At 47.2% G+C, this 25,204-nt stretch carries 24 protein-coding genes and 1 tRNA gene; 10 read left to right on the forward strand and 15 right to left on the reverse strand.

What is annotated here, in order from left to right:
- The 13 genes from arsA to M2133_RS10150 all read right to left on the reverse strand — a co-directional run bounded on the left by arsA (position 1) and on the right by M2133_RS10150 (position 13,689).
- Positions 1 to 1,710 carry an arsenical pump-driving ATPase gene (gene arsA, locus M2133_RS10090; RefSeq protein WP_277465998.1) on the reverse strand — a complete coding sequence of 570 codons (1,710 nt, stop codon included), beginning with the start codon at positions 1,708 to 1,710 and terminating at the stop codon, positions 1 to 3.
- 9 nt (positions 1,711 to 1,719) lie between these two features.
- Positions 1,720 to 2,046 carry an arsenite efflux transporter metallochaperone ArsD gene (gene arsD / locus M2133_RS10095; RefSeq protein WP_277465999.1) on the reverse strand — a complete coding sequence of 109 codons (327 nt, stop codon included), beginning with the start codon at positions 2,044 to 2,046 and terminating at the stop codon, positions 1,720 to 1,722.
- A 10-nt stretch (positions 2,047 to 2,056) separates the two neighbouring features.
- Positions 2,057 to 2,758, reverse strand: a complete 702-nt coding sequence (locus tag M2133_RS10100) for an aromatic aminobenezylarsenical efflux permease ArsG family transporter (protein WP_277466000.1) — start codon at positions 2,756 to 2,758, stop codon at positions 2,057 to 2,059.
- Entirely contained in the window at positions 2,758 to 3,204 is a 447-nt protein-coding gene (locus M2133_RS10105) for a nitrophenyl compound nitroreductase subunit ArsF family protein (protein ID WP_277466001.1), read from the reverse strand. Before M2133_RS10105 ends, M2133_RS10100 begins: the two co-directional genes overlap by 1 nt.
- Positions 3,205 to 3,214: 10 nt before the next feature.
- Positions 3,215 to 3,448, reverse strand: a complete 234-nt coding sequence (locus M2133_RS10110) for a thioredoxin family protein (protein WP_277466002.1) — start codon at positions 3,446 to 3,448, stop codon at positions 3,215 to 3,217.
- Between the two features lie 75 nt (positions 3,449 to 3,523).
- Positions 3,524 to 3,832 (reverse strand): metalloregulator ArsR/SmtB family transcription factor, encoded by a 309-nt coding sequence (locus tag M2133_RS10115; protein WP_277466003.1) that lies wholly within the window; start codon positions 3,830 to 3,832, stop codon positions 3,524 to 3,526.
- A 585-nt stretch (positions 3,833 to 4,417) separates the two neighbouring features.
- Positions 4,418 to 5,539, reverse strand: coding sequence for a site-specific integrase (locus tag M2133_RS10120; protein WP_277466004.1), 1,122 nt, complete (start codon positions 5,537 to 5,539; stop codon positions 4,418 to 4,420).
- A gap of 252 nt (positions 5,540 to 5,791) precedes the next feature.
- Positions 5,792 to 5,864 (reverse strand) — tRNA-Phe (locus tag M2133_RS10125).
- 158 nt (positions 5,865 to 6,022) lie between these two features.
- Positions 6,023 to 7,045: a thiamine-phosphate kinase gene (thiL, locus tag M2133_RS10130; protein WP_277466005.1), complete on the reverse strand. Its 1,023-nt coding sequence runs from the start codon at positions 7,043 to 7,045 to the stop codon at positions 6,023 to 6,025.
- Positions 7,046 to 7,051: 6 nt separating this feature from the next.
- Positions 7,052 to 8,155: a tetraacyldisaccharide 4'-kinase gene (gene lpxK / locus M2133_RS10135; protein WP_277466006.1), complete on the reverse strand. Its 1,104-nt coding sequence runs from the start codon at positions 8,153 to 8,155 to the stop codon at positions 7,052 to 7,054.
- 145 nt (positions 8,156 to 8,300) lie between these two features.
- The gene (locus M2133_RS10140; RefSeq protein WP_277466007.1) at positions 8,301 to 9,281 is read right to left on the reverse strand and encodes a DUF4922 domain-containing protein; all 981 of its coding nucleotides are present in this window, start codon (positions 9,279 to 9,281) and stop codon (positions 8,301 to 8,303) included.
- A complete protein-coding gene (locus M2133_RS10145) occupies positions 9,278 to 10,612 on the reverse strand; it encodes a glycosyltransferase family A protein (protein WP_277466008.1) in 1,335 nt (444 codons plus the stop codon). Before M2133_RS10145 ends, M2133_RS10140 begins: the two co-directional genes overlap by 4 nt.
- Positions 10,613 to 11,385: 773 nt before the next feature.
- Positions 11,386 to 13,689 carry a TonB-dependent receptor gene (locus tag M2133_RS10150; RefSeq protein WP_277466009.1) on the reverse strand — a complete coding sequence of 768 codons (2,304 nt, stop codon included), beginning with the start codon at positions 13,687 to 13,689 and terminating at the stop codon, positions 11,386 to 11,388.
- A 264-nt stretch (positions 13,690 to 13,953) separates the two neighbouring features.
- Between M2133_RS10150 and M2133_RS10155 the strand changes: the two genes are divergently transcribed.
- Positions 13,954 to 14,103: a hypothetical protein gene (locus M2133_RS10155; RefSeq protein WP_277466010.1), complete on the forward strand. Its 150-nt coding sequence runs from the start codon at positions 13,954 to 13,956 to the stop codon at positions 14,101 to 14,103.
- A gap of 136 nt (positions 14,104 to 14,239) precedes the next feature.
- On the opposite strand, the gene M2133_RS10160 is transcribed toward M2133_RS10155, so the two are convergent.
- Both M2133_RS10160 and M2133_RS10165 read right to left on the reverse strand, forming a co-directional pair.
- A complete protein-coding gene (locus tag M2133_RS10160; protein ID WP_277466011.1) occupies positions 14,240 to 14,512 on the reverse strand; it encodes a Txe/YoeB family addiction module toxin in 273 nt (90 codons plus the stop codon).
- A complete protein-coding gene (locus M2133_RS10165) occupies positions 14,512 to 14,766 on the reverse strand; it encodes a type II toxin-antitoxin system Phd/YefM family antitoxin (protein WP_277466012.1) in 255 nt (84 codons plus the stop codon). Before M2133_RS10165 ends, M2133_RS10160 begins: the two co-directional genes overlap by 1 nt.
- A gap of 211 nt (positions 14,767 to 14,977) precedes the next feature.
- On the opposite strand from M2133_RS10165, the gene M2133_RS10170 reads away from it, so the two are divergent.
- The 9 genes from M2133_RS10170 to M2133_RS10210 all read left to right on the forward strand — a co-directional run bounded on the left by M2133_RS10170 (position 14,978) and on the right by M2133_RS10210 (position 25,199).
- Positions 14,978 to 15,487 carry a TlpA disulfide reductase family protein gene (locus tag M2133_RS10170; RefSeq protein WP_277466013.1) on the forward strand — a complete coding sequence of 170 codons (510 nt, stop codon included), beginning with the start codon at positions 14,978 to 14,980 and terminating at the stop codon, positions 15,485 to 15,487.
- A 25-nt stretch (positions 15,488 to 15,512) separates the two neighbouring features.
- Positions 15,513 to 17,933: an alpha-L-rhamnosidase C-terminal domain-containing protein gene (locus M2133_RS10175; protein WP_277466014.1), complete on the forward strand. Its 2,421-nt coding sequence runs from the start codon at positions 15,513 to 15,515 to the stop codon at positions 17,931 to 17,933.
- Positions 17,934 to 18,028: 95 nt separating this feature from the next.
- Positions 18,029 to 19,708, forward strand: coding sequence for a bifunctional metallophosphatase/5'-nucleotidase (locus tag M2133_RS10180; RefSeq protein WP_277466015.1), 1,680 nt, complete (start codon positions 18,029 to 18,031; stop codon positions 19,706 to 19,708).
- 1 nt (position 19,709) lies between these two features.
- The gene (lipB, locus tag M2133_RS10185; RefSeq protein WP_277466080.1) at positions 19,710 to 20,375 is read left to right on the forward strand and encodes a lipoyl(octanoyl) transferase LipB; all 666 of its coding nucleotides are present in this window, start codon (positions 19,710 to 19,712) and stop codon (positions 20,373 to 20,375) included.
- Between the two features lie 204 nt (positions 20,376 to 20,579).
- Positions 20,580 to 21,173, forward strand: a complete 594-nt coding sequence (locus tag M2133_RS10190; protein ID WP_277466016.1) for a sigma-70 family RNA polymerase sigma factor — start codon at positions 20,580 to 20,582, stop codon at positions 21,171 to 21,173.
- 323 nt (positions 21,174 to 21,496) lie between these two features.
- Positions 21,497 to 22,147, forward strand: a complete 651-nt coding sequence (rpe, locus tag M2133_RS10195) for a ribulose-phosphate 3-epimerase (RefSeq protein WP_277466017.1) — start codon at positions 21,497 to 21,499, stop codon at positions 22,145 to 22,147.
- Positions 22,148 to 22,183: 36 nt separating this feature from the next.
- Positions 22,184 to 23,446 carry a ComEC/Rec2 family competence protein gene (locus M2133_RS10200; RefSeq protein ID WP_277466018.1) on the forward strand — a complete coding sequence of 421 codons (1,263 nt, stop codon included), beginning with the start codon at positions 22,184 to 22,186 and terminating at the stop codon, positions 23,444 to 23,446.
- 54 nt (positions 23,447 to 23,500) lie between these two features.
- Complete coding sequence (locus M2133_RS10205) at positions 23,501 to 24,550, forward strand: bifunctional oligoribonuclease/PAP phosphatase NrnA (protein WP_277466019.1); 1,050 nt, start codon at positions 23,501 to 23,503, stop codon at positions 24,548 to 24,550.
- Between the two features lie 55 nt (positions 24,551 to 24,605).
- The gene (locus M2133_RS10210) at positions 24,606 to 25,199 is read left to right on the forward strand and encodes a DUF4827 family protein (RefSeq protein ID WP_277466020.1); all 594 of its coding nucleotides are present in this window, start codon (positions 24,606 to 24,608) and stop codon (positions 25,197 to 25,199) included.
- Positions 25,200 to 25,204 lie beyond the last annotated feature (5 nt).

Raw genomic sequence — 25,204 nt, forward strand, 5'->3', positions numbered from 1 at the left:
CTATATATTTTTCCACTCTACCAGCGCAGTATTCCCGCTCGATAGTTGTTTAACTCTCTCTATCCATGTTAATTCGCTTTGCGCTTTAGCTTGCAGGAATGGGTTTTGGGTTTCCACCAACGACAGGCAGGAATTGACCACCCACCATTTGTTATTGATTCCGGCACGTTGCAGGTCGACTTGCAATCGTTCCGCTTCAAATACGGGCGTGGCTTCGGGTAACGTAACGATAACCACTTCCGTTTCACGGGCATTCCTTAAACGGGGTAAAAGTTTGCTTACCGAATCGGGAATACCCTGTGTGCGCTCCACTTCTTTGTGGTAGCTTTGCGTAGCATCCAACAGGAGCAGCGTGTGTCCGGTAGGTGCGGTATCAATCACAATGACCTCGTTGTCCGCTTTATCGACGATTTCCGCGAAAGCCTTGAACACGGCTATCTCCTGAGTGCATGGCGAACGTAAATCCTCTTCGATATACTCCATATCTTCGGCGCTCATGGTTGGCGCAGCCGTACTGCGGACTTCGTTTTTGTATTTTTCCAACACCTCTGCTTCATCAATCCGGCTAACTGTCAGTCCCGATTTAACCGCAAGGTCATAATTCAGGTGATTCGCAGGGTCGGTAGTTGTCAGGTGGACTTTCGCACCACGGGAAACCAACCCTAATGCGATACCGGTGGCCAATGTGGTTTTGCCGACACCGCCTTTACCCATAGTGAAAATAACCCGCTTGCCCGATGCGTATAAATCGTCTATCAGGTTGTCGAGGCTCTTTTCTCCGGTTATCGGTTTATAGCCGGCAACAGGCTGAACTTCATCTTCGCTCAGCAAACGGCGGATATTCGCCACGTTTGACAGGTTGTAAGAGCGAAGCGGAACATTGAACAGAGGAAATCCGGTAAGTCCTTCCGGCATATTTTTAATTGCCGACTGCTGTTTGCCGTGAATCTGACTCGAAACGGAATCCTGTTCATCGACTTGTTGCAACACTCCATTGATAACCAATGTTTGGTTCTTAATCCCCAGCGACATAAGTTCGTGGGAGGAACGGGCAGCTTCGTTTAAAGCAGTCGTTTCAGGACGGCTAACCAGTATCAGGCGTGTTTTATCCCCGTCTGAAAGGGTGGCAACAGCCTGTTTGTAGATTCCCTTGCGTTCTTCCAGTCCCGATAACTGTCCCAAACAAGACGCGCCGCGCGTACTTTCGTCAATGAACGTACTCCACGCCGACGGCAGTTGAAGCATACGCAAAGTGTGTCCGGTGGGTGCAGTGTCGAAAATAATATGGTCGAACCCGGTCTGTTTCTTTTCATCGGTTATGAAGTCCGAAAAGGCATTGAAAGCGGCTATTTCTACCGTACAAGAGCCTGAAAGCTGTTCTTCCATATTCTGAATAACGCTTTCGGGTAATTTGCCCCTATACGGAGAAATTACGCTTTCGCGGTATTCGGCTGCTGCCTGTTCGGGGTCGAGATTGACAACCGTAAGTCCGGGAACTTCCTTGATTGCAATACCGTGTCCGTCCAACGTTTGACCGAATACGTCTTGCAGGTTGGAAGCGGGGTCGGTACTGATTAATAAAATTTTCGCTCCTTTGTCGGCTAAACTTACGGCAGTAGCGCAGGCAACCGATGTTTTACCTACCCCACCTTTTCCTGTAAAGAACAGGTATTTTGTAAGCCCAATGCCGGACAGATTAAATGCTTTCATTATCCCTGTTTATTTTAAATTCACAAAACCCAAATCCACGCCAGTCCATTCCATTAGCTGTTCCGTTGTCGGATAACCTTTCGATACGGTTACAACGCCGTCCACTAAGGTAATAGGCAAGGCTTCCGCACCGTGTTCCTGCAAATAGTCGTTCACCACCTTGTTGGAAACATAGAGTTGCGGTTCATCCCGCAGGTTATGGCGTTCGATAGCTACCCCTTTGCGTTTCAGGGCTTCCGTCATTGCGGCGATCCTCAACAGTTCAGGGTTTATGTTCGGCCCACACAATCCTGTGGGGCAACATAAAGCGGGGTCAAATATTTCTATCTTTTTCATATTGTTCTTATTATAAATAGTTAATTATCAAATAGCAAATACCGATTGCAATAAAAAGGACAGCTACTATTTTTCGCATCCATTTTTCAAACGTTTGCATCCGGTTGTAGAATTTACCCAGCCCGGCAACGCTGTAAGCCAATATCCATGCAACGATAATTACGGGTAATCCTGTTGCTATGGCATACACAACGGGTAGTAGAAAACCACCTGATACGGTAGCCGACATCGGTATCAACATCCCGAAGTAAAACACTCCGCTTGTGGGGCAGAACGCAAGGGAGAAAAGAATCCCTAACAATAACGCTCCCCATCCGCCTTTGGCTTTCACTTTATGCCCGCCCATGTTGATTTGTGGCATTCTGATTTTGATTATATCCAGCATAAAAATTCCGATAAGAATAAGTGCCGGAGCGATAACCATGCTGCCGTATTTGCCGATGAATTTCTGAACGGAGTACATACTTGCACCTTCCCGTAGTATCGGAATGAGTATGAATCCCAAAGCGGTATAGGCGATAACCCTTCCCAGCGTATATAGCAGACCGTTTAAGAAAATCTTATGCTTATTCTCTATATCTTTACTGATAAAGCCTATGGCCGTTATGTTAGTAGCCAACGGACACGGGCTTATAGCTGTCAGAATCCCTAAAAGAAATGCGGTGATAACGGGGATGTTGCTATTCTCTAAAAGCGACTGAATGTACTCCATTACTGCTTCGGGCGTAGTTCTTCAATCTTATCCTTAATTCCGGTTTTGAAAACGTCCGGTTGCCCTTTCACATAAGAAAAAGCGTAGTCGGTCATATTGTTAATGGTTTCCTGATTGTTCTTCCATCCGTTGATAAACAATGAAGACCAAGTAACTTCATATTTGTCCGCAATCGCTTCGTTTTCCTTTTGCGAAATATCTATCGCTTTGAACACGATAGCGCCGTTTGCCAACTCTTTTGAATATAGGCTATCCAGTAATTCTATGGTATGTTTCTCGATGGCACGGCAGGTAATACAGCGTTGCGCTCCATGAAAATAAAGAACTTCTATGCGGTCGCCCTGAGCTGCTCCCTTTGTTTGCGCCGTCGCACTCGCTTTCTTATTTGTTCCGCCACCGCAAGAGATCAGGACTATTGCAGCAAAAACATAAATCAGATTTTTCATACGTTAACGGTTATTGAGTGATTAATTGTTCAATTTCGTCCTTTGATAAAACTTTCCCTGTCGATAAAACCTTTTCATCGACAACCAGTGCGGGAAGCCCTCGTACACCGTATTCGATGATTTTAAGAATATCATCCACTTTGGTTACTGTTGCATCCGAGTTTAATTCCGCAACGACCTGCTCAACCCTTGATAATAGCGTTTTGCAGTTTGCACATCCCGTTCCTAATACTTTAATTTCCATATCTTGCTTTTATTAAGTTTTACAGACAGTTGTTTGCCGAACAGCGAACACTCAAAGCAAAAAACATATGCTACATCAGCAGCATCCGTTCTTTTCAACGTATATATTGAACAGGCTTGCGAATAAATTACGGGTATTCTCCCAATTCTCTTTATTGATGCAATACCTTACTTTGGGTGCTTCTACTTCACCCTGAATCAATCCGGCATCTTTCAGTTCTTTCAAATGTTGGGAAACCGTAGCTTTTGCGATAGGTAGTTCTTCGTGAATATCGCCGAAAAAGCAGCTATCCTGTTTTGCTAAAAACAACAATATAGCCACCCTTGTCGGATGCCCCAACGCTTTTGCAATCCGGGCGATCAACTCTTGGTCTTCTATTTTCATTGCTGTTTTCATTTTCTTTCTTTATTGCTGTTCGCAAACTTACGAACAATGTTCTAATATTCCAAATGTATTTCTGTTTTTTAGTGCAAGGTGCAAGTTTATCTATATATAGATGCTTGCACCTTGCACTAAAAATAAACTACTATAATCCAGATAGTTATTTATTTGAAAAGAAGATGTATCTTTGAACAGGTTGGATATGGCCAAATTACGTCCATACTCAGTAATTCGCGGTAGGTCTTACCACCTATGATAACCGTATCGACAGAAACCAACAGGTCTTTATAACCGTAATCTATCTTTTGGGAGCTGGGAAATTCGGTAAGCCAATCCAAACTACCGTCCGGCTGCAATACGCTGGTCGAGTGATGCAGCAATGTATAGGATGATCTTTTTCATTTTTTTTATTACGTGTTATTTTGGCCTGCATTGTGTCCCGTACATTAATCGCTGGATGAAAAATACTGTTGAAAATCGGGTAAGAATATTGGCAATATGGGGATTATTTAGTAATTTTGCACTAATAAGTCGCTCTTAATGTATTGTTGAAAACGAAGCTAATCAGCGAATGATGATAGCTGGTTTCTAAATCGTTACCTGTCTGCAAAATCGAATTTGTAATGCACTGAAATTCAATCGACTGAAAAATTTTCTATGCCTTAAGCAATGCATAGTAACATCCTTATCAATCCCGCAGAAATCGGTAATTTCCTTCAGATACGAGTTCATCTTCTGATTACACATAACCGGAAGAAGAAGACCTTTGGACTTACACATCTCATGGTTCTCATATTTGCGAATTATCTCCAACGGAATATCAAGCAGTGGTATGTCGCACATATTATCTGTTTTTTCTCTTGACTTACGAATCCAGTAGGTACCTTCGTTATCCAAAACAATATGCTCCTTTCTCAAGTTGCTTACATCAATAAAAGCTAGCCCGGTGAAGCAGCAGAAGACAAACACGTCTCTTACTAAATCAATTCTGGGCAGGTTAAAATCTTTGGTTGCAATTGTATCCAATTCCTCCTTTGTAAGAAAAACGGGGTTGGTTTTTACCTGCCTAAATTTAACTCCCATAAAAGGGTCGCTTTTCAGTAAACCTGCTGCAAAAGCAAGGGATGTTACTTTTTTAATCACTTTCATATACCGGACGAGTGTATTTTGGCTCAACCTTTTATCAACTATCAGATATAGTTCATATTTTCGAATAAGCTGGGTAGTAAACTCGCTGAAGGTTATATCGGGTTTTCCGTACTCTTTCTCTATGACCACTTGCAGGGACTTATAACAGTTATCATACCTATTGATAGTGGAGTAGGCATAATCCAGCCCGATACGCCGTCGGCAATCCTCGTTATGCTCTTTGAAAAATGTAAGGACGGTTTTTGTTGTTTCCTTATTAAAGAGTTTTTTTAATAAGATTTCAGGGGTGAAATGCTCATCCTGCAATACCATGTTCCGATGGATTTCATGCAGGCGGGTATGGAGGCCGCGGATATAATCGTTCAGTTCATTAGCCTCCCGGCTCTTTCCCCGGCACATTCCTAACTTTGCATCCCAGAGTTCTTCTTTTACGCTGCGGTTAATACGGATGTCGCTGTAAACCCCGTCAATAGTTACCCTAAGTAATACAGGGCATTCTCCGTTTCTCAATTTTCGGGTCTTGATAATGTAGACCAGAGCACTCATCATTTCTTGCTTCATAATACCTCTTTTTTAATGGTTTAAAAATAAGGAAATGAAATGAGATGGTCGGTATGCAAAACGCAGCAAATCAATACATTAAATACCATTTCGTTTGCTTTTTTTGTGTCGAAAAAAAGCATATGAATGAACATAGAGAAATATGCTGTAAACCGCCGTTTTTTGCCATTTTCGCGGGGTTGCCCTAAAAAGAAAAATCCCTGAAACTGTCTATGTTTCAGGGATTTGCTTCGTTTTGCTACTCTTCTTAAGTGGTGCCACCAGGAATCGAACCGGGGACACAAGGATTTTCAGTCCTTTGCTCTACCAACTGAGCTATGGCACCGTGGGTTGCGTGTTTTTGTACCGTTTTTTTCAATACGGGTGCAAAGATAGGGAAGTTTTTTTAATATGCAATGGGGTGGGGCGTTTTCTGTGAAAATAATCTGTTGTTTGTGTGAAAGAAATATTTGTTGTTCGTTGAAGAAAACGCCTGTTACTCCATTACATCTTCCAGCCCTGTGCCTGGAGGGCGACTTCTCCGCCATCGCGGCCAATCAGGTAGTTGCCTAATTCCGGCTTGGTTACGTGGCCGATGATGCGAATGCCTTCAATGGCTGCCACTTGATCGTGTGCGGTTAAGGGGACGGTGAACAATAGTTCATAATCTTCGCCTCCGTTGAGGGCGATCGTGTAAACATTCATACTGAATTGTTCGGCCATAGACGCGGTTTGGAAGTCTATGGGGATGCGTTCCTCGTAAATGCGGCATCCCGTGTTGCTTTCTTTGGAGATATGCAGTAGTTCGGAAGAGAGGCCGTCTGAAATATCAATCATTGCGGTCGGTGTAATTCCCGATTGTTTCAATAGCTGGATGATGTCTTTGCGGGCTTCGGGTTTCAATTGCCTTTCCAGGAGGTATTCTTTTCCGGAGAAATCAGGGGTGAAGTGTTTCTGTCCGTGGAATATTTTTTTCTCCCGTTCCAATAGTTGCAGTCCCATATAGGCGGCGCCCAGGTCGCCGGAGACACAGATCAGGTCGGTGTCTTTGGCGCCGTTGCGGTAGACAATTTTCTCTTTTTCCCCTTCGCCGATGCAGGTGATGCTGATCGTAAATCCGGTCAGTGAGGAGGAGGTGTCGCCTCCGACCAGGTCCACTCCATAGATATCGCAGGCCAGTTTCAGGCCGGAGTAGAATTCATCCAGGTCTTCTACCGCGAATCGTTGGGAGATGCCTAAAGAGACGGTGATCTGTTTAGGATGCCCATTCATGGCGTAAATATCGGAGAAGTTCACAATAGCCGCTTTGTAGCCCAGGTGTTTGAGGGGAACATACATCAGATCAAAATGAACGCCTTCCATCAGAAGGTCGGTTGTGACAAGCACCTGTTTGTCCGGGTAGTTTAATACGGCAGCGTCGTCGCCTACTCCAAAAAGAGTGCTGTTATTTTTGATTTCCAGTCTGTCGGTCAGGTGGCGAATGAGTCCGAATTCGCCTAAAGATGCAATTTCAGTTCGGTTATTCATATATTTTTATTCAGTGAAACCTTTTCGTCGAATGGTTTCGATATGTTTAATTAAAATTTCATCAAAGTTTTCCCGTTTTCCATGGAAGACGATCGAAATGGGCAGGGTGTAGATCACTCCTTTCCATTCTTCCGGGAAATGGGGGTTGTTTTGTATCCGTGCGGCGTCTTTTTCGGTCACAACGATCAGTTTCTCGGAGGAGACCATGGTGTTGAATACTTCGGTCAGGTCTTTGAAGTCTTTTTTTGTAAAATCGTGGTGATCGGGGAAGTTCGCGCAATGGACTTTTTTGGAATATCTTTTTATTTCTTCCTCAAACGGTGCGGGGTTCGCGATGGCCGAGATGGCCAATACCTCATCGTTCCGGCGGATATCCCGCAGTACCCGTGGGCTTGCCACCTTCGGAAATACGGGTTTCAGATCGCTATACACCACGCGCGTAAAGAATACCTGCTGGTGGGCCAATAAGTGCATATCTTCTTCCATGATCCGGTATTCGATCGGTTTGAGGTCTTTCTCGCATTTGGTCACGATCACCATATCGGTGCGGCGTATCGCTTCTATCGGTTCCCGCAGGAATCCCATCGGCAGCAGTTTGTCGAAATTAAATCTCCGGTGATAATCGGTCAGGATGATCGCGAAAGACGGCTTGACGTAGCGATGTTGGAAGCCGTCGTCGAGGAGGATCACATCCGGGCGTTTGTCTTCCGGCAGTTCCAAGAGGTTACGTATGCCTCGGCGCCGGTCGGCGTCGACCGCCAGTGTGATGTCCGGGAATTTTTGCAGGATCTGATAGGGTTCATCTCCGATATCGCTACTGGTATTATGCGGCGTAGCCAGTATATAACCGGTTGTTTTGCGCTTGTATCCCCGGCTGAGGACGGCAATCCGGTAGCGTCGTTGCAAAAGTCTGATGATGTATTCCGTATGGGGTGTTTTGCCGGTCCCGCCGGCCGCTAAGTTTCCGACGCAGATAACGGGGACAGGAAATCGTTCGCTGGGAAGTATTCCTGCGTCAAACAATTTGTTTCTTATTCTTACCCCCAAGCCGTAGAAGTAGGACAGGGGCGCCAATGAATAATTAAATTTTATCTCGCTATCAGATGACATTTTTCTCCAAAATAACTCAGTTCAAGGAAGCTCTGGCCGGATTCCGAACGGATACAACACGACCTCATTTTTGTGTAAAATCGGAACCGGAACAACATCTGTCTACAAAGATAATTAACATATTCTTTTAAACCTTACTTTTTATTCATAATTTGTTATTACTCTTGTGTTTCGCTACAATCTGATCGGTTAATTTTAGAATCTCATCATCCGCATAGCCTACTTGTTCGTAGATATTCTGAATGATGTGGGGGTTGATTTTCATGAAGTCTTCTTCTCTTGGCGTAATGAATAATCCGCCTATGTCTGCTGCGCCGGGACTCGACAGGATGTGGTCTTCTCCGGTTGCGTCGTACTGCCAGGGACGATGTTTGTGGCGGGGAATAAGGATCAATCGCCATTGATTTTCATCGTATGATGCGAATAGGTTCATGCCGGGTTCCGGTTCGTCCGGTTTTTTGTCCAATACCTTATATATAAGGTGAAACAGGAGGGATATTGTCTTTTTGTCGCTTGCTTCGATCACAAAACCGTTTCGGAAATAATGGGTGAGGGCAAAAAGTTTCCCGTATTCCAGCGAGAGGATCTCTTTGGCGTAACGATTGGGCAGGTCGTGTAATTCTTTTTCGATCGGCATTTGTCCGCGGGTGACGGCTTGAAAATGGGCATGGTCGGGTGCGGAGGCTCCACTGCGGGGACCATTGTAAAAGACCGTATGGCGGTTCATGCGGTAGGCCAGCTCCAGAAAATCCGGTAGACGTTTCGCTATTTCCTGGTTTTCATGCTTTCTGGAAACGATGGTGAAATGTTCGCGGAAGATCGGGTAGGGGTTGCACAAGACATCATAATTGTAGCCGAACGGCAGGCGTATCTGTTCCGCAGGCAGGTTGTCGGCGCACAGGAAGCATTGCCGCTGCCGAATAGACTGTCCGTCGGTTTTTGCTCCCGTTGAGGCGATCCGGGCGGGATTATGTTGTACCTGTACGGTGATGCCTCCCAGGTCCAATTGCCGGGTTTGTACCTGCTGCAGATCGTCGTAATTCTTTTTGGGCAGGGACCAGGTCACCAATTGTTTCTTCAGTAGTTCGTCTGCCTGTGCCGAACTGATCCATTTGTTGGGTTTCATGAGCGCGAACGGTTTATACGGGCTTGCAATTCCCAGGTTCTGAGGCGGTCTTTGTATCGGTTGTGCGCGTTGGTCTGGGATATGTTCAATGCGGCGTCCGAATTCTCTTCCCAGCGGCGGCAGAGGTAGAGCACCTCGTAGATCCGTCCGATCGGGTATTCCCGGCTGATGCGCAGGCCCATGGCATAGTCTTCGCCGTAGCTGGTGTTGGGCAGATTGAATGCGCGCAGGATTGGGGTGTAGAATGCCCGTGGTGCTCCCAGGCCGTTGATACGTAAGGCGTTGTTGCGTCCGTTTTCCGGTGTCCATTCTTTGTGGTCGATGATGCCGGGCGGGATGGGTTCGAGGTTGAAGTTCGTCATCTGATAGGTACCGACAACCATGGCGCATTGTTGTTCGTAGAAGGCATCCCGGATGATCTGCAATGTATCTTCCCGGCTGTAAAGGTCGTCGCTGTCCAGCTGAACCGCGAACTTCCCGCATGCCGGATGATGCGCGCCCAGGTTCCAGCAGCCTCCGATGCCTAAGTCGTTCCGTTCCGGGATCAGGTGGATCACCCGCCGGTCGGAGGCGTAACGCGCGATCGCTTCGCTTGTCCCGTCGGTCGAATGATTATCGATGATGATCAGGTTGAAAATGAATGTCGTTTGCTGGTTTAAGACCGACCGGATCGCATCTTCGATCGTTTTCACCCGGTTGCGCACCGGGATGATCACAGACACTTCCGTTTCGAACTCTTCCGCAAAATCCACGTGGCGAAACTGAGGCGGCAGGTATCCGTCGATCTCTTTCAGGTGGTGGGTACATATTTCTTCCATTTCGATCTGTACCGCCCGGTTTTTGGGGTCTACGTAATCGAATAACTTCTCGCCGGACAGGCGCGTATCCTGTTCGATGTGGGTGTAAAGCGGTTCGTTGATATGTATGACCGGATATTTTTGCGAGACCTTCAATCGCAGGTCGTAGAGCGCCGCGAAACTATAAGTCCGATCCATTGCCGCCACCGCTTCTTTCAATGCCGCTGTGCGATAGAACAATAGCGGTCCGAAATCGAAGTCGTCGCGTAGGCTCCCCATCTGATAATCAATGAGTGGATGAAGTGTTTGCACGCCTTCCTTCACTGCGTAATAATCCGAATAGAGCAATCCCGCCCGTGTATCTTCCGCAATGGCGATAAATCGTTCCAGAGCGAACAAGCCCGGCACCGGCGCTTCGCTATGGGTATAAAGTAGTATGAATTCCGTGTCTGCCTGTGTCGCGATCTGCCGCAGGGTCTCTGTGTTTCGAAGATCTACCTCCGGACTGATCCGGAAGCTTTTGACTTTTTCCATATTCTTTTTTTCGTAAAAGTAGTGAAAAATAGAGTGGGGCAATGAAAATCCGCTGGCGTGTAGTCTTTTAATCGAGATTATCGTCGGATGAAAATATGTTGTGCGGCAGGTATAGCGTTAAATATATTTAAACGCCGCGAGATTTAGGCGTCTTTTCATGCTGCATAACATAAAATGTCGTATATTTGCATTGTGTTTTTCATGGTATTAGATTTTAAGGTTAACAATGAAGATTGGTTGTCTGTGAAGACAGCCTTTCCTTTTTTATAGACCTACCTTTCTTTTTTGGGCTGATTTTTAATACCCACTCGAATTTCGACTCCACAACTTTTGCTTTACGCTTCGCTAAGCGACCTTCGGTTCGGAGTGATCCGGTAGATGTAAGCAGCAGTAAATGAATATATTGCCGAGAGCATTCATTTGTTGATAATTATCAACAAGTTTGTTGATAGTTATCAACAGATCTGTTGACAATTATCAACAAATGTGTTGACGGTTGTCAACAAACAAATACTCCAAAGACAAGGGGAAAATACTCCCTATATCTCAACCTGTTTAAACCCCTATAAGACCCCCTTTTTCAAACTACCAGTACTTTGCCACAAACTACTAATATTTTGTCGACAAACTACCGGTATTTTGTGCACAAAGTACCGGTAGTTTATGAAGAAAATATTAACACCTCATTTTCAACGGTTTATAAATACGCAAAGTCCATTCGTATGGAAGGAAATCTGAAGATCTACCCCGTCTCCGATAATGATAAGCGAATTTCAATAGCTAATCTTACAACCCACAAAATAGCTTCGGGGCACGCCTGGGCCGTAGATATAACCGGAGTCGCGGTCGGGGCCCTGGTCGAAGTCTTTCTGGTAGGCGTTGAAGATGTTTTGTACGCCGCTGTTGATTTGCAGCTTGGTGCCGTTGAATAAGGGGATGTCGTATGCCAGTTTGATGGTGGCATCGAAGAACTCGGGGGTGTTCTCTTCGCGGTCTTCTGCGATATAACCCGCCATGTGCTGCATGAGCATGCTGCCGGTATAGGTGCCGGTCAGGGCGATACTGAAATCTTTTGCCGGCGTTATCGTTGAGGTGAAATAACCGTAGGTATCCGGCGAGCGGAACATTTTCTTTTGGGGCGCGATGTTTTCGTTTTCGCTCCACTGTTCTGGTTCTTTGTAGCGGCTTCTTTGAAACGTAAAGCCTGCCTGAAGCTGTAGCCAGGAATAGGCCATCTTGCCTTCCAGGTTGAGACCCATCACACGGGCGCCCGCACCGTTACGGCGTTCGAGCATCAGGTTGCCCTGTGTATCGTGTCCGATCTCTTCGAGAATAAAGACATTGCGCAGGTCGGTGTAGAAGCCCTCCACCAGGAAGTTGGTCTGCACCGTTCCGAAACGTTTGTAGAGGTCGGCGGAAGCGCTCAGGCTCTGCGACTTCTCCTCTTTCAGGTCGGGTGCGAGGCTGATCAATGCCACATCGCCACCGACGGCGGTGATATGCAAGTCTTCGTCGAATGCTTGGGGTGCGCGGAATCCGCTGGTGTACGACAGGCGCAGGTTGATATCCTGTGTCGGGTTATAGCGCAGGTTGGCACGCGGGCTGAAGATGGCGTTATCGATCAGGTTATGCTTGTCGAGTCGGGCGCCGATCAGGAAGCTCCAGCGATCGTTTTTCCATTCGTTCTGGGCAAATACGCTTCCGATATGCACGGTCTGGGCGATCACGCGTTCGTAGCCGATCATCTCGTCCTGCAAGTCGTCGTAATTGTATTCGGCGCCGCCGGTGAACTGCGCGGGCATAAACAAGCAGTTTGCCCAGTCGTAGGCGTATTGCGCTCCGCCGGCAAAAGTCAGTCCGGTGGTATTGCCATAGGCGTTCGCGTCGAAATTCGCTCCGTAGTAGCTGTCCCGTTTGGTATGTTGGGCAGAGGTGTAGATATTGAGATGGTGCAATAGATTCTTGGAGAAGAGATCAAACTTAAGGCCTCCGCCATTGATGTTATGATCGGTCTGCTCCGTGATATTCGTTTCGTGCGGCGGACGGTCCAATAGGTTACCACCCCGGCGGAATTCCGAGATGTTATGGTATTCGAAAGTCAGTTTGGCGTAATTGCTGGTCTTCAGGTACGAACGGAAACCGATGGTCTTGGCGTCGATATGGCCGATCTCGGTATAGCCGTCGCCGTCGTGGTCGTATCCGCTGCGGTAACGGTTTTGCCCGAACACGTAGATGCCGGCTTTGTGGTCGTCGGTCACCAATGAGGCATTGACCGTCGTATTATTATCCGGCCGGCTGCCGTCGATCATCGTCAGGGAATGCGCCACCTGGGCGGAGTTGCGCAACGGCTCTTTGGTGATGATATTGATCACTCCGGCGATAGCCGAAGAGCCAAACAGGGCCGAGCCGCCTCCGCGCATCACCTCGACGCGTTCGATCATATTGGCAGGGATCTGTTCGATACCGTATACGCCGGTCAGCGCACTGAAGATCGGGCGGCTGTCGAGCAGGATCTGGGTGTAGGGACCTTCCAAGCCGTTGATGCGTACTTGCTGGAAGCCGCAGTTCTGACAGTTGTTCTCCACCCGTACGCCTGGCTGGAAGTTCAATCCATCAGAAAGGGTTGCCGAATGATATTTCTCAAAAGCTTTGCCGTCCAATACATTCACCAGCGAAGGCGCCAGGCGGCGGGTCGTCTCGTTGCGATTGGCCGATACCACCACCCCGTCGAGGGCTACGGCATCTTCTTCGGCGTCGAAATTTACTTCGAGCGTGACGCCTTTCTTCACGTCGACATCCTGCAGGAACGTCTTGTAGCCGATCGATTTCATCACCACCTTAAAATGTCCTTCCGGGAGATTCTTCAGGTAATAATGGCCCGTGGCATCGGTCATCGTGCCGATCGTTGTCCCTTCGATAAAGATATTGATAAACGAGAGATGCTCGCCGGTCTTTTTGTCCACGACATGCCCCACGATATTCGCGTCGGACGGGTTCAGTGTCACTTCATCATGATTCGCCCATACAGGGCTGGTGGTAAAACTGATAGCCAGTATCAGCAGTATTATTTTATGCATAAGTGTTTTTGTTTAATAAAAAATCAACTCCAATCTCAGAAGCTTCCCGGTTTGGGCGCTCCGACATCTGAATGTCTGTCTGACAAACTAAAAAACATATTAAACAAAAAACGCAGGAGGAGCTCTCGGCGCAGCGGCCCCGAATGTCGGACAGGAGAGATCGGGCGATTCTTTAGTCGCGACAATGGTGAAGTATGGATAAGTAAATTGTTCTAAGGCAAATGTCTGTACCGCTCCGTCGGTTGCTTGAACCGTGGAAAGCGTATGAAAGAAGATGATTTCTTCCAGCGAATGGTGCTGATGAGGTATTTGGCCCTTATCCTTGGGCGAGAAGTGAGAGTGAACGATAACGACCCCATTCTCGAGATGGACGTGGGCGCAGAGAGAGATGCAGCAATAGTACCCGATAAATAATACGGGCAAAAACCATTTTGAAAAATGTGTCTTAATCTTTCTCACCTAAAACTCTTGAAGTTTATTGCGTAGCGTGAAACGGGCGCAAAGATAATAGATAATAGCTAACGAACGACTCGCTTTTTATTTTTTTAATCTATTTATCGCCGTAATGCCCGTATGCGGAGATGATGACTACAACAACTTTGTCATGAATTACTTTATATACTAAGCGATGGTAGTCAGTGATTCGCCGGGATTGGTATCCGGCAAGATCTCCGGTGAGTGTTTTGGGGCGGCCGGTGCCAAAGTAGGGGTGTGTCGCAAGTTCGTTAATGAGCGTTTTGGCTTTTTTATAGGCGGCAGGGTCGTTCTTGCTTAGCCGACGCAAGTCTTTATCGGCTTCCGGGGTGATTTCGATGGTATACATCAGAATGAATCTAAATAGGCATTTAGTTCGGCAGGGGTTTTAAGGCTGATGACGTTTCCGGCTTCGGCTTGTTGAATGGAGCGTTTGATCTTTTCGATCATCTCGGGAGTGAAATACATATCTTCATCGGTGACGGGTGTTAATTTATAGGCCTGGTTGTCACCTCTTTGAATGATAACCTGATCGCCTCTGTCGACCCGGTCGAAGTATTCACGCTGCTTGTTTCTGAATTCGGAAGAGCTGATAATAATCATAATCAATACGGTTGAATGAGATGTTCGTTTTATTCTTGTGTACAAATGTACTGATATTTTTCGTACAACAGGCTGCCGGGTGTCTTCTTTTTTGCCCTAATACCCGTATATAGGAATGCGGAAACACTAAATTTGGGTGATAATGCGGGTTAAAGAAGAAATATTTCCCTATTTTTGCGCTATAAAGAGAAATCTAAATAGCGCAATTTTTATGAAGATACATTTGATTTTGAGTCTGCTGGCTGTTACGCTGTTTACGGCGAAAGCACAACAAGCCGATCAGGATATCGTGAAAGAAGGGGATGCCATGCCTGCTTTTGTGATTGTCTCCGATGATGGGGCGGTGTTTCATTCCTATTCCTTGAAAGGGAAGGTCGTGTTTATCAATTTTTTTGCCACCTGGTGTCCTCCCTGTCAGAAAGAGCTGGCGGAGATGGAGGCGGTATTGTGGCCGAAATACAGTAAGAATAAAGACTTTGTGATGCTGACCTTGGGACGCGAGCATACCGATGCCGACCTGAAGGCGTATAATGAGAAGAAAGGCTTTACCTTTCCGCTCTATCCCGACCGCGACCGGAAGATCTACGATTCTTTTGCCAAAAGCCTGATCCCGCGATCGTACCTGATCGGCAAGGACGGCAAGGTGATCTATAAATCCATCGGATACAACGAGGAGGATTTTGCGGCACTGATGCAGAAGATCGAAGCCGCGCTCAAATAAACTGTTACCTGTAAATACCTGATCCATGAAACGTACTGTCTTGTTTTTGTTGGCATTAATTCTTATGCCCTCCCTCGCTGCACAAATTCAGTTGAGGGGGTATAACGAAGCGTTGATTCATCCCGAGTTGTACACCACGCCCTGGAAAGCCCGTTGGATCTCCCTGCCGGGGGAACCGCAAAATGTCTATGGCGTTTACCATTTCCGCAAGACGGTGGATCTGCCTGAAGCGCCCGAATCCTGTGTGGTGCATGTGTCGGGCGATAACCGTTACAAATTGTATGTGAATGGACAATTGGTGGCGTTGGGACCGGCGCGGGGCGATGTGTACAACTGGAACTTCGAGACGGTCGACCTGGCACCCTATCTCCGGCAGGGAAAGAATGTGTTGGCGGCTGTGGTCTGGAACTACGCCGAGCAGAAGCCTGCCGCGCAGATCAGCCTGAACAAAACCGGATTTATCCTGCAAGGCAATACGGAAAAAGAAGCCGTTTTCAATACGAACGCGACATGGATCTGCCAGAAGAATAAGGCGTATGCCCCTTGGTGGGACTGGACCGTATTGGGCTATTACGTCGCCGGACCGGGCGAACTCTTGCAGGCCGCAGCTTATCCCTGGGGATGGGAGCAGCCCGACTACGACGATCAGGCCTGGCTGCCTGCCGCACAGGGCAGGGAAGGAGCCATGAAAGGAAGCCGTGACTATCCCGAGCGACTTCTGGTGCCGTCGCCTATCCCGCCGATGGAATACCGGAAAGAGCGGTTTGATGCTGTCCGCCTGGCGGAAGGGATCAACTGTCCGCAGGCATTTCCCGCGCAACCTACCCCCTTGACGATCCCGGCCAACCGGAAGGTGCGCCTGTTGTTGGATCATAAACAACTGACTACCGGCTATCTCTCCCTCTTGTTCAGCAAAGGACGGAACGCCGAGATCCGCATTGGCTATGCCGAAGCCTTATATCTGGCGAACAAAGAAGCGACCACCAAATCTTATCACCTGAATCCGAAGCAAAACCGCGATGTGATCGACGATAAATTGTTTATCGGCTATGAAGACAAGATCCTACCCGACGGCGGTGATCGCCGGGAGTTTACGACGCTCTGGTGGCGCACCTGGCGCTATGTGAACCTGGAGATCACCACCGCTGATGAACCCCTGGTGTTGGACGATATCTACGGCACCTTCTCGGCTTATCCTTTCGAGAATGCCACTGCTTTCTCTGCCCCCGGGCATGAGGAGCTCAACCGGATGCTGGATATCGGCTGGCGGACGGCTCGTCTTTGTGCCAACGAGACCTATATGGATTGCCCGTACTACGAACAATTGCAGTATTTCGGCGACACCCGTATCCAGGCGATGATTACATTATATAATACACGCGACCCGTATATGGTGAAGAACGCCCTGGAGCAGGGACGGCAGTCGATGGTAGCCGATGGCATTACCATGAGCCGTTATCCCTCGGCCATTCACCAGTTTATCTCCTCTTTCTCTTTGTGGTGGATACAGATGGGCCACGACTACTGGATGCACCGGGGCGACGAAGCGTATATGAAGACGTTGCTTCCCGCTTTCCGTAATGTCTTGTCCTGGTATGCACAGTGGCTGCGGCCGGACTACAGCCTGAACTACGTGCCCCATTGGTTCTTTGCCGATTGGGCCGGCGGGTTCGACTATGGCGAGCCGGTACGGGAAAAGGAGGGCAACTCCGCCTTCCAGGATCTGCTCTATCTGATGACGCTGGATGCCGCGGCGGAGATGGAACAGCATTTGGGTAGTGCCGCCCTTGGTGAGCAGTATAAACAACAAGCCACGTCCATACGGCAGACCATCCGAACGAAATACTGGAACGCGCGCAAAGGGCTGTTTGCCGATACGTTTGCCCAGGAAAGTTTCTCGCAGCATGTGAATGCCCTGGCCATCCTGGCCGGTATTGTCGAAGGGGATGAGGCAAAAGAGGTGATGAAACGCACCTTGACTGACGACAGCTTGATTCAGGCCACGATCTATTTCCGTTATTACCTGAACCAGGCCTTGGCGAAAGCCGGACTGGGCGATCAATACTTCGATAACCTGCAGATCTGGCGCGATCAGATGGCATTGGGGCTGACCACCTGGGCAGAGATGCCCGAGCCGGCACGCTCCGATTGTCATGCCTGGGGAGCCAGTCCCAATATCGAGTTCTATCGCATTGTCCTGGGAATCCGGAGCGCTTCGCCCGGTTTTGAGAAGATCCATTTTGCCCCGGCATTAGGCGAATTGAAAGAAGTTTCAGGTACTATTCCCCATCCCAAAGGAAATATTTCTGCCTCGTATATTGTAACTCAAAAGGGCCAATTGATCGCAGCATTTGAACTGCCGGCAGATACCTCCGGTGAATTTGTATGGAAAGATAAAAAATATGCATTAAAAGCAGGAAAACAGCGGATTATAACAGAGTTTTAGTTATTTTTGTTCCGTTGAAATGGGGAAAAATGGAGAATTATAGGAAACGTATTATTTGTATTTTACTTTTATTCGTCTGCATGTGCGGATATTCAATGTCTGCACGAAAAACTGGGGTGGTGGAGTTGAAGCTTGTTGAGACAAGCGATATCCATGGGAATTATCTTCCCTATAATTATGTCGATCAATGTGATTGGAATGGGGGCTTATCCAGGATCCATTCTTATCTCAAGCAGGAGCGTAAGAAGTATGGCCGTAACTTATTGTTGTTTGACAATGGAGATATGATCGAAGGCCAGCCTATCTCTTATTATTATAACTATGTAGATACCGTATCCCCTCATGTCGCTGCGGATATGATGAACTATATGCAGTACGATCTGGGGAATTTGGGCAATCATGAAATAGAAACCGGTCAGCCGGTCCTTAATCGTTGGATCCGGGACTGTGAGTTCCCAATATTGGCGGCAAACGTGCTGTGGAAAGCGACGGGTGAACCCTATATGCAACCTTATGCGGTTTTCGAACGCGCCGGGCTCCGTATCGCAGTGTTGGGTTTGAGTACGGCCGCAACTCCGGCATGGGTATGCAAAAGCCTGTGGGCAGGGTTGGAGTTTCAGGATATGGAAGAAGCGGCAAAGGAATGGTTGGCGGTAATCAAAGAAAAAGAAAAACCGGATATAGTCGTTGGCTTGTTCCATTCGGGAAAAGATGCCCGGTTGATTGGGAATACCTATAAAGATGATGTGGCGTTGGAGGTTGCCCGAAATGTGCCGGGTTTTGATGTGGTGATGATGGGCCATGATCATAATCTGTATTGTGAGAAGATCGCGAATGCGGATGGCGACTCTGTATTTTTGGTCAACCCCGGAAGCGCCGGGCTTATGGTGGCTGATATCACCCTGTCGGTAAAATTGAAAGACGGGCTTGTGGTGCAAAAGAATATTGATGGGCGCCTGGTGGATGTGGATAGTTACACGCCGGATGAAGACTTCGTCAAGCGCTATGCCGTTCAGCATAAAACCGTGAATGATTTCGTTTCGCAGAAAATAGGCGTATTCACCGAGCGGGTAACAACGCGTCCGGCTTATTTCGGCCCTTCTGCTTTTGTCGATTTTATCCATTCGCTTCAATTGAATATCACGGAGGCTGATGTCTCCTTCGCTTCTCCTTTGTCTTTTGATGCGTCGATCGAAAGCGGAGATATCCGGATCTGCGACGTGTTCCGGTTGTATCGCTACAAGAACCTGATCTATACCATGAGCTTATCCGGGATGGAGATCAAGAATTACCTGGAAGAATCTTACGCTCTGTGGACGAACCAAATGGAAAACCAGGACGACCATTTACTTTTATTCCTGGATAATGACGATGAAGAAACCTTGTTCGCCAATTTCTATTATTTCTTCGACTCGGCGGCAGGTATCATCTATGTGGTAGATGTGACCAAGCCAAGAGGAGAGAAAATATCCATATTGTGTCTGAGTGATGGGGCTCCTTTTGAATTGGATCACATGTATTCGGTCGCATTGACCTCTTACCGCGGGAATGGCGGCGGAGAACTGTTGACGCGAGGGGCGGGTCTGCGTATAGAAGACCTGGACAATCGTATACTCTCCATTACCGAGAAGGATTTTTTGTATTATCTGGTCGACTATATCAAACAGAATAAGGTGATTCATCCGAGAGTCTTGAATCATTGGAAATTTGTTCCGGACAACTGGGTCAGAAGTGGCACAGAAAAGGATTATAGACTTTTGTTTGAAGAGGAATAATATGGCGGGTTTTGTATTTAGAGATCTGGGGCGCGTAGACTACGCGGAAGCCCTGACGGCGCAAACGGCAATCTTCGAGGAATTGTTGGCGCAAAAGAAAGACGGGCAATCGGGAGAATCCACCCTGCTCTTTTGTGAACACAATCATGTGTTTACGATCGGTAAAAGCGGGGATGATTCGAATCTGCTTATCCCTGAAGCGCTCCTGAAAGCAAAAGACGCAACCCTGTTTCATATAAACCGGGGCGGAGACATTACGTATCATGGACCCGGGCAGATCACGGGTTATCCGGTTTTCGACCTGGATCGGTGGAACCTGGGGCTGAAAGAGTATATCTATCGGATGGAAGAAGTGGTTATTCGTTTCCTCTCATCATACGGCCTCAAAGGCGAACGCCTGACGGGGGCAACCGGTGTCTGGCTGGATCCCGATGTGCCGGGCCGGGCCAGAAAGATCTGCGCGATCGGGGTGAAGAGCAGCCGGTATGTTACGATGCATGGTTTTGCTTTGAATATCAATACCGATCTAAGCTATTTTTCATTAATAAACCCCTGCGGATTCATCGATAAAGGAGTCACTTCGCTGGCGAATGAGTTGGGAGGCGTGCAGGACTTTGAAAAAGCAAAAGATGAATTATATCTTCTTTTTGAAGATTATTTCTCCTGATAGAAAAGGCGGTTTTGTTGGGAGAAAGCATCCTTTTGTTCGTGAAACCCCATGGAAAGGGACAATTATCTATTAATTAAAGAAAAAATATTTGCCGGTTCAAAATAGTTTTCGTTAATTTGCTCCGACTAAAAAATATTGTTCAACTTAAAAACTTCAAGCCTATAGCAAGACATTACTCGATAAATTGAAAAATTAGAAGTAATGAGTACATTGAAATCAATGGCCGACGAGCAGTTGGTCAGTTTGTATGCTAAAGGTGAAAACGCAGCTTTTGACGTCTTGTTGAACCGTTATAAAAGCAGTATCCATTCCTATATTTATTATATCGTGCGCAACAGAGATCTGACGGAAGACATCTTTCAGGAGACTTTCGTGAAGGTTATCATGACCATCAAGCAAGGCCGGTATACTGAAAACGGTAAATTCAAAGCCTGGATCACCCGCATCGCCCACAATCTTATTATTGATAATTTCCGTCAGGAGCGCAGTGAGAATACGCTTTCCAACGATGAGGTCGAAGTCGATCTCTTTAATAATATCAAGCTGTGTGACGGCACCGTCGAAGACAATCTGGTACGCCACCAGGTGCTTTCCGACGTGAAGAAATTGATCAAACATTTGCCGGAAAACCAGCGTGAGGTTTTGGAAATGCGTTATTACCAGGATCTGAGCTTTAAAGAAATTGCGGATATGACAGGTGTCAGCATCAATACGGCTCTGGGACGTATGCGTTATGCCATATTAAACATGCGCCGGATGGCCGAAGAAAACAAAATGGAATTGTCTTTGGCCTAAAGTCAAAAAAAACAGGGCTTCACACAATAAGCCGGGAGTAGGTCCGTTTATTTATATAAATGAATAAATGGCCTATGAAGAGACTTTCTACCCGTTCTCCGCAAAGATGCGGAAGTATCCGAAAAAATAACCTCAGTGAGGTTGGCGGTAATCCACGTAAGAAAACGTTGGACTTTCTTACTCAATTGGCACGAGTGTACAAGGTTGAACCGGCCTTGGGAAGTGAACTTGGCTCGTATGTGTTGAATTAAGAAACTGCGAAAGAGGGAGCATCTTTAGAAGATGTTCCCTTTTTTGTTTATCTTTGTCGAAAACTTTTACGTATGAAACACTTAGTTGCTCCGTCTCTGTTAGCCGCAGACTTCCTGCATCTCGCACAGGAAGTGGAAATGATCAATGAAAGTGAAGCCGACTGGCTTCATATCGATGTGATGGATGGAGTTTTTGTTCCCAATATCTCTTTTGGTTTTCCTGTGTTAGAAGCCGTGCAAGGCATTTGTCGCAAACCGTTGGATGTGCATCTGATGATTGTGGAGCCGCAGAAGTTTATCGCTGAGGTTGCTGCTGCGGGCGCTTATCTGATGAACGTGCATTATGAAGCCTGCACGCATCTGCATCGTACGATAGGGGCGATAAAAGAAGCCGGAATGAAGGCCGGTGTGACATTGAATCCCCATACGCCGGTAGCCTTATTGGAGGATATCCTGCCCGATGTGGATATGGTGTTGTTGATGTCGGTCAATCCCGGCTATGGCGGGCAGAAGTTTATCGAACATTCGGTAGCCAAAGTGGCCCGGCTGAAAGAAATGATTGTAGATAAAGGATTGGATACCCTGATCGAAGTGGATGGCGGAGTGAATCTGGAAACCGGAAAGCGGCTGGTGGATGCCGGTGCGGATGTTTTGGTGGCCGGTAACTTTGTCTTTAAAGCGCACGATCAGAAGCAAGCTATTCACGCATTGAAAGAGCTATGACAGGCTAAAGATAACGAAAACTAAAACCTGACTGTTATGATCGCTGAATTACGAAAGCGTCCTTTTGTCCGTCCACTGTTATGCTGGATCGTGGGGATCGTATTCTCTTCTTCTGTTTATACCTCTATCGGCTTCGGGGGGCTTTTATGTTTTCTGTTCGTATTCCTGTTTGTTTCTTTAGGGTTGGCGAGATTTTATCCGTTGGCTTTGACCTACGGCAACCGGTGGGTAGGAGGGAGCGTCTTGTTTTTCCTTTTGTTGCTCTTGTCGTTTACGGTCTCCCGTTTCTCAACCGATTATGCTTATTCTTCTGAGCGAATGATGGCCAAGCCGCGGGCGATCCAGTTGGAATTGGTCGAATCGATTGACCGCTTACAACTGACGGATGCGGAGAAATCCGTGTTGGCTACCCTGGTGTTGGGCTACCGCAAAGCGATGTCGCGGGATGCCCGCGAGAAATTTTCGATAGCGGGCGTCTCTCATATCCTGTCCGTCAGTGGCTTCCATGTGGCGGTGGTGGCGGGCTTCCTGACTTTCTTCTTTTCTTTTCTGCCCCGAGGTAATTTGTTTTTGCTCTGGCTGCGTTACATACTTCTGATGCTATTGGTCTGGAGTTTTGTCTTTATTTCCGGGATGTCTGCTCCGGCGACGCGTGCGGGCATTATGTTTACGTTTTTCCAGACCGGACGACTGCTTCAGCGCTCTTCCGACAGTTATAATACCCTGGCGGCTTCGGCTTTTTGTATGTTGGCCTACCGGCCGATTTATCTTTTTGATATCGGCTTTCAGTTGAGTTATTCCGCTGTCTTCTTCATTCTTTATCTTCAACCGCGCCTGGCCGCCTGGATCAAGGTGCGAAACCCCGTGTTGGCAATGCCTTGGCGATGGATCACGGTCACCCTGGCGGCGCAGATCGGCACGACTTTCCTTTGTTTGTACTATTTCGGACGTTTCTCGGTCTTTTTCCTTTATGCCAACCTGCCGGTGATTGTGTTTGCTAATTTGCTTATTCCGTTGGGGCTGCTTTGGCTGTTATTGCCGGCGGGAGTGCCGGGTTATTCCCTGTTGCAGAGTGGATTGGAATGGCTGACCCGTTTGCTTGTCCGGGTGGTCGATTTCATCGCTTCATTACCCGGAGCTTCTGTTGATTTCCCTTTTGGCCTCCTTTCGATGATTGCCGGTTATGGTATGCTTTTCCTCTTGTTCTTTTATCTCCGGCGACGTTCTCCGTGGATGCTATTATTGGCTTTGAGTCTTTGCTTATTACTTTTACTTATTCGGTTGTTTAATCGATTATGATCTAATAAAACAAAAAAGGATTACCTTTGTGACTTAAAATAACAGAGAGAATCTATGATTACCAAGATCATTCACGAGGATAAGATCCAAAAAGCACATAAGTACATCGAACGGGGAGATAGTTTTGTCATCGTTTCCCATGTTTCTCCGGATGGAGACTCGTTAGGCTCATCCCTGGCTTTATACCATTTCCTTACCAATTACGGGAAAGATAACGTATCGGTTATCGTTCCCAACAGTTTCCCTTCTTTTTATAATTGGATGCCGGGACGGAAAGAGATTATTATCTATGAGAAGTATCCCGAGTTTGCCGAGCAACTGATCGGCGAGGCGGATGTGATCTTTTGTCTGGATTTCAATGAACCCAAACGCATGGAGAAGATGGCGCCTGCGGTATTGGCGGCAGAGGGGCGGAAAGTCATGATTGATCATCACCTCAATCCGGGCGACTTCTGCCGGGTGGTGATGTCTTATCCCGAAATGTCTTCGACCAGTGAGATGATCTTCCGCTTGATATGCCGCATGGGCTTGTTTGATCTGATCGACAGGAAAACAGCCGAGTGCATCTATACCGGTATGATGACGGATACCGGCTCTTTTACCTATAACTCCAATCACCCCGAGGTCTATACGATCATCGGCGAATTAATCAAAAAGGGTATCGACAAAGACCTGATCTACCGCGAAGTCAATCATGTCTATTCCGAATCGCGTTTGCGCCTGATGGGCTATGTCCTGTATGAAAAGATGAAGGTTTACCCCGAACAACAGGCCGCATTGATCACTTTGTCGAAGCAAGAATTGGCGCAGTTCAGCTACCAGACGGGAGATACCGAAGGCTTTGTGAATCTGCCTTTGAGCATCGCTGGCGTAGCCTTCACTGTTTTCCTGCGCGAAGACGAAGACTACATCAAGGTGTCGTTGCGCTCGGTAGGCGAATTCCCGGTCAATAAGTTTGCCGCGGAATACTTCAACGGTGGCGGTCACCTGAATGCTTCCGGTGGGGAGTTCTATGGTTCTTTGGAGGATGCCATTGCCTTATTCGAGAAAGGATTAATCGAATTTAATCCTAATAAAAATGAAGAAATAGTTAATCATGACTAAGTTCTGGCAGAGAATGTATACATTTGCCAGTTCATATAAATAAAAGCTTTGAGAGATGAAGAGAGGTTTTAATGTTTTGTTGATTTTGTTTGTCGGTATGGTCATTCTGTCTTGTAATAAAACGAAGTCCTATACCGATATGTTGAAAGCGGAAGGAAAAGCTATAGATCGGCTGATCGACCAGGAAGGATTGGAAATCCTCAAGCGGATGCCATCGGATTACAAATTCAAAGAGAATGAGTATGTCAAATTGGATAATGACGTTTACCTGCAGATCGTAGATACGGGTGACGGCACTCGGGCAACGCAATACAGCAGTCATATCCTGTGTCGTTTCACGGCCAACCGGTTTATGCTGGATACGGCGACTTACCAAAACCGCTACTCCAACTTCGGCCCGAACAGCAACGGCACGGCGCCGATCGAATTTATCTATGGCTATACGACTGTCATCCCTCAATCCTCAACTACTGATTATCAGTCCGTACTGGAAGGCTTTATGAGCGAAGGGCTTCAGGCCGGCTTGGAATATGTCGGGAATAAAGGCCGGGTAAGGCTTATTGTTCCTTTCAAGAGAGGATCAAGCTATGACCAGCAATATGGATATGCCGTACATTTCGAAGACTTAGAATACAAAATATTGGAATAAAACTC

The sequence above is a fragment of the Parabacteroides sp. PF5-6 genome, assembly GCF_029504695.1.
In the GTDB taxonomy this organism is placed as follows: Bacteria; Bacteroidota; Bacteroidia; order Bacteroidales; family Tannerellaceae; genus QVMG01.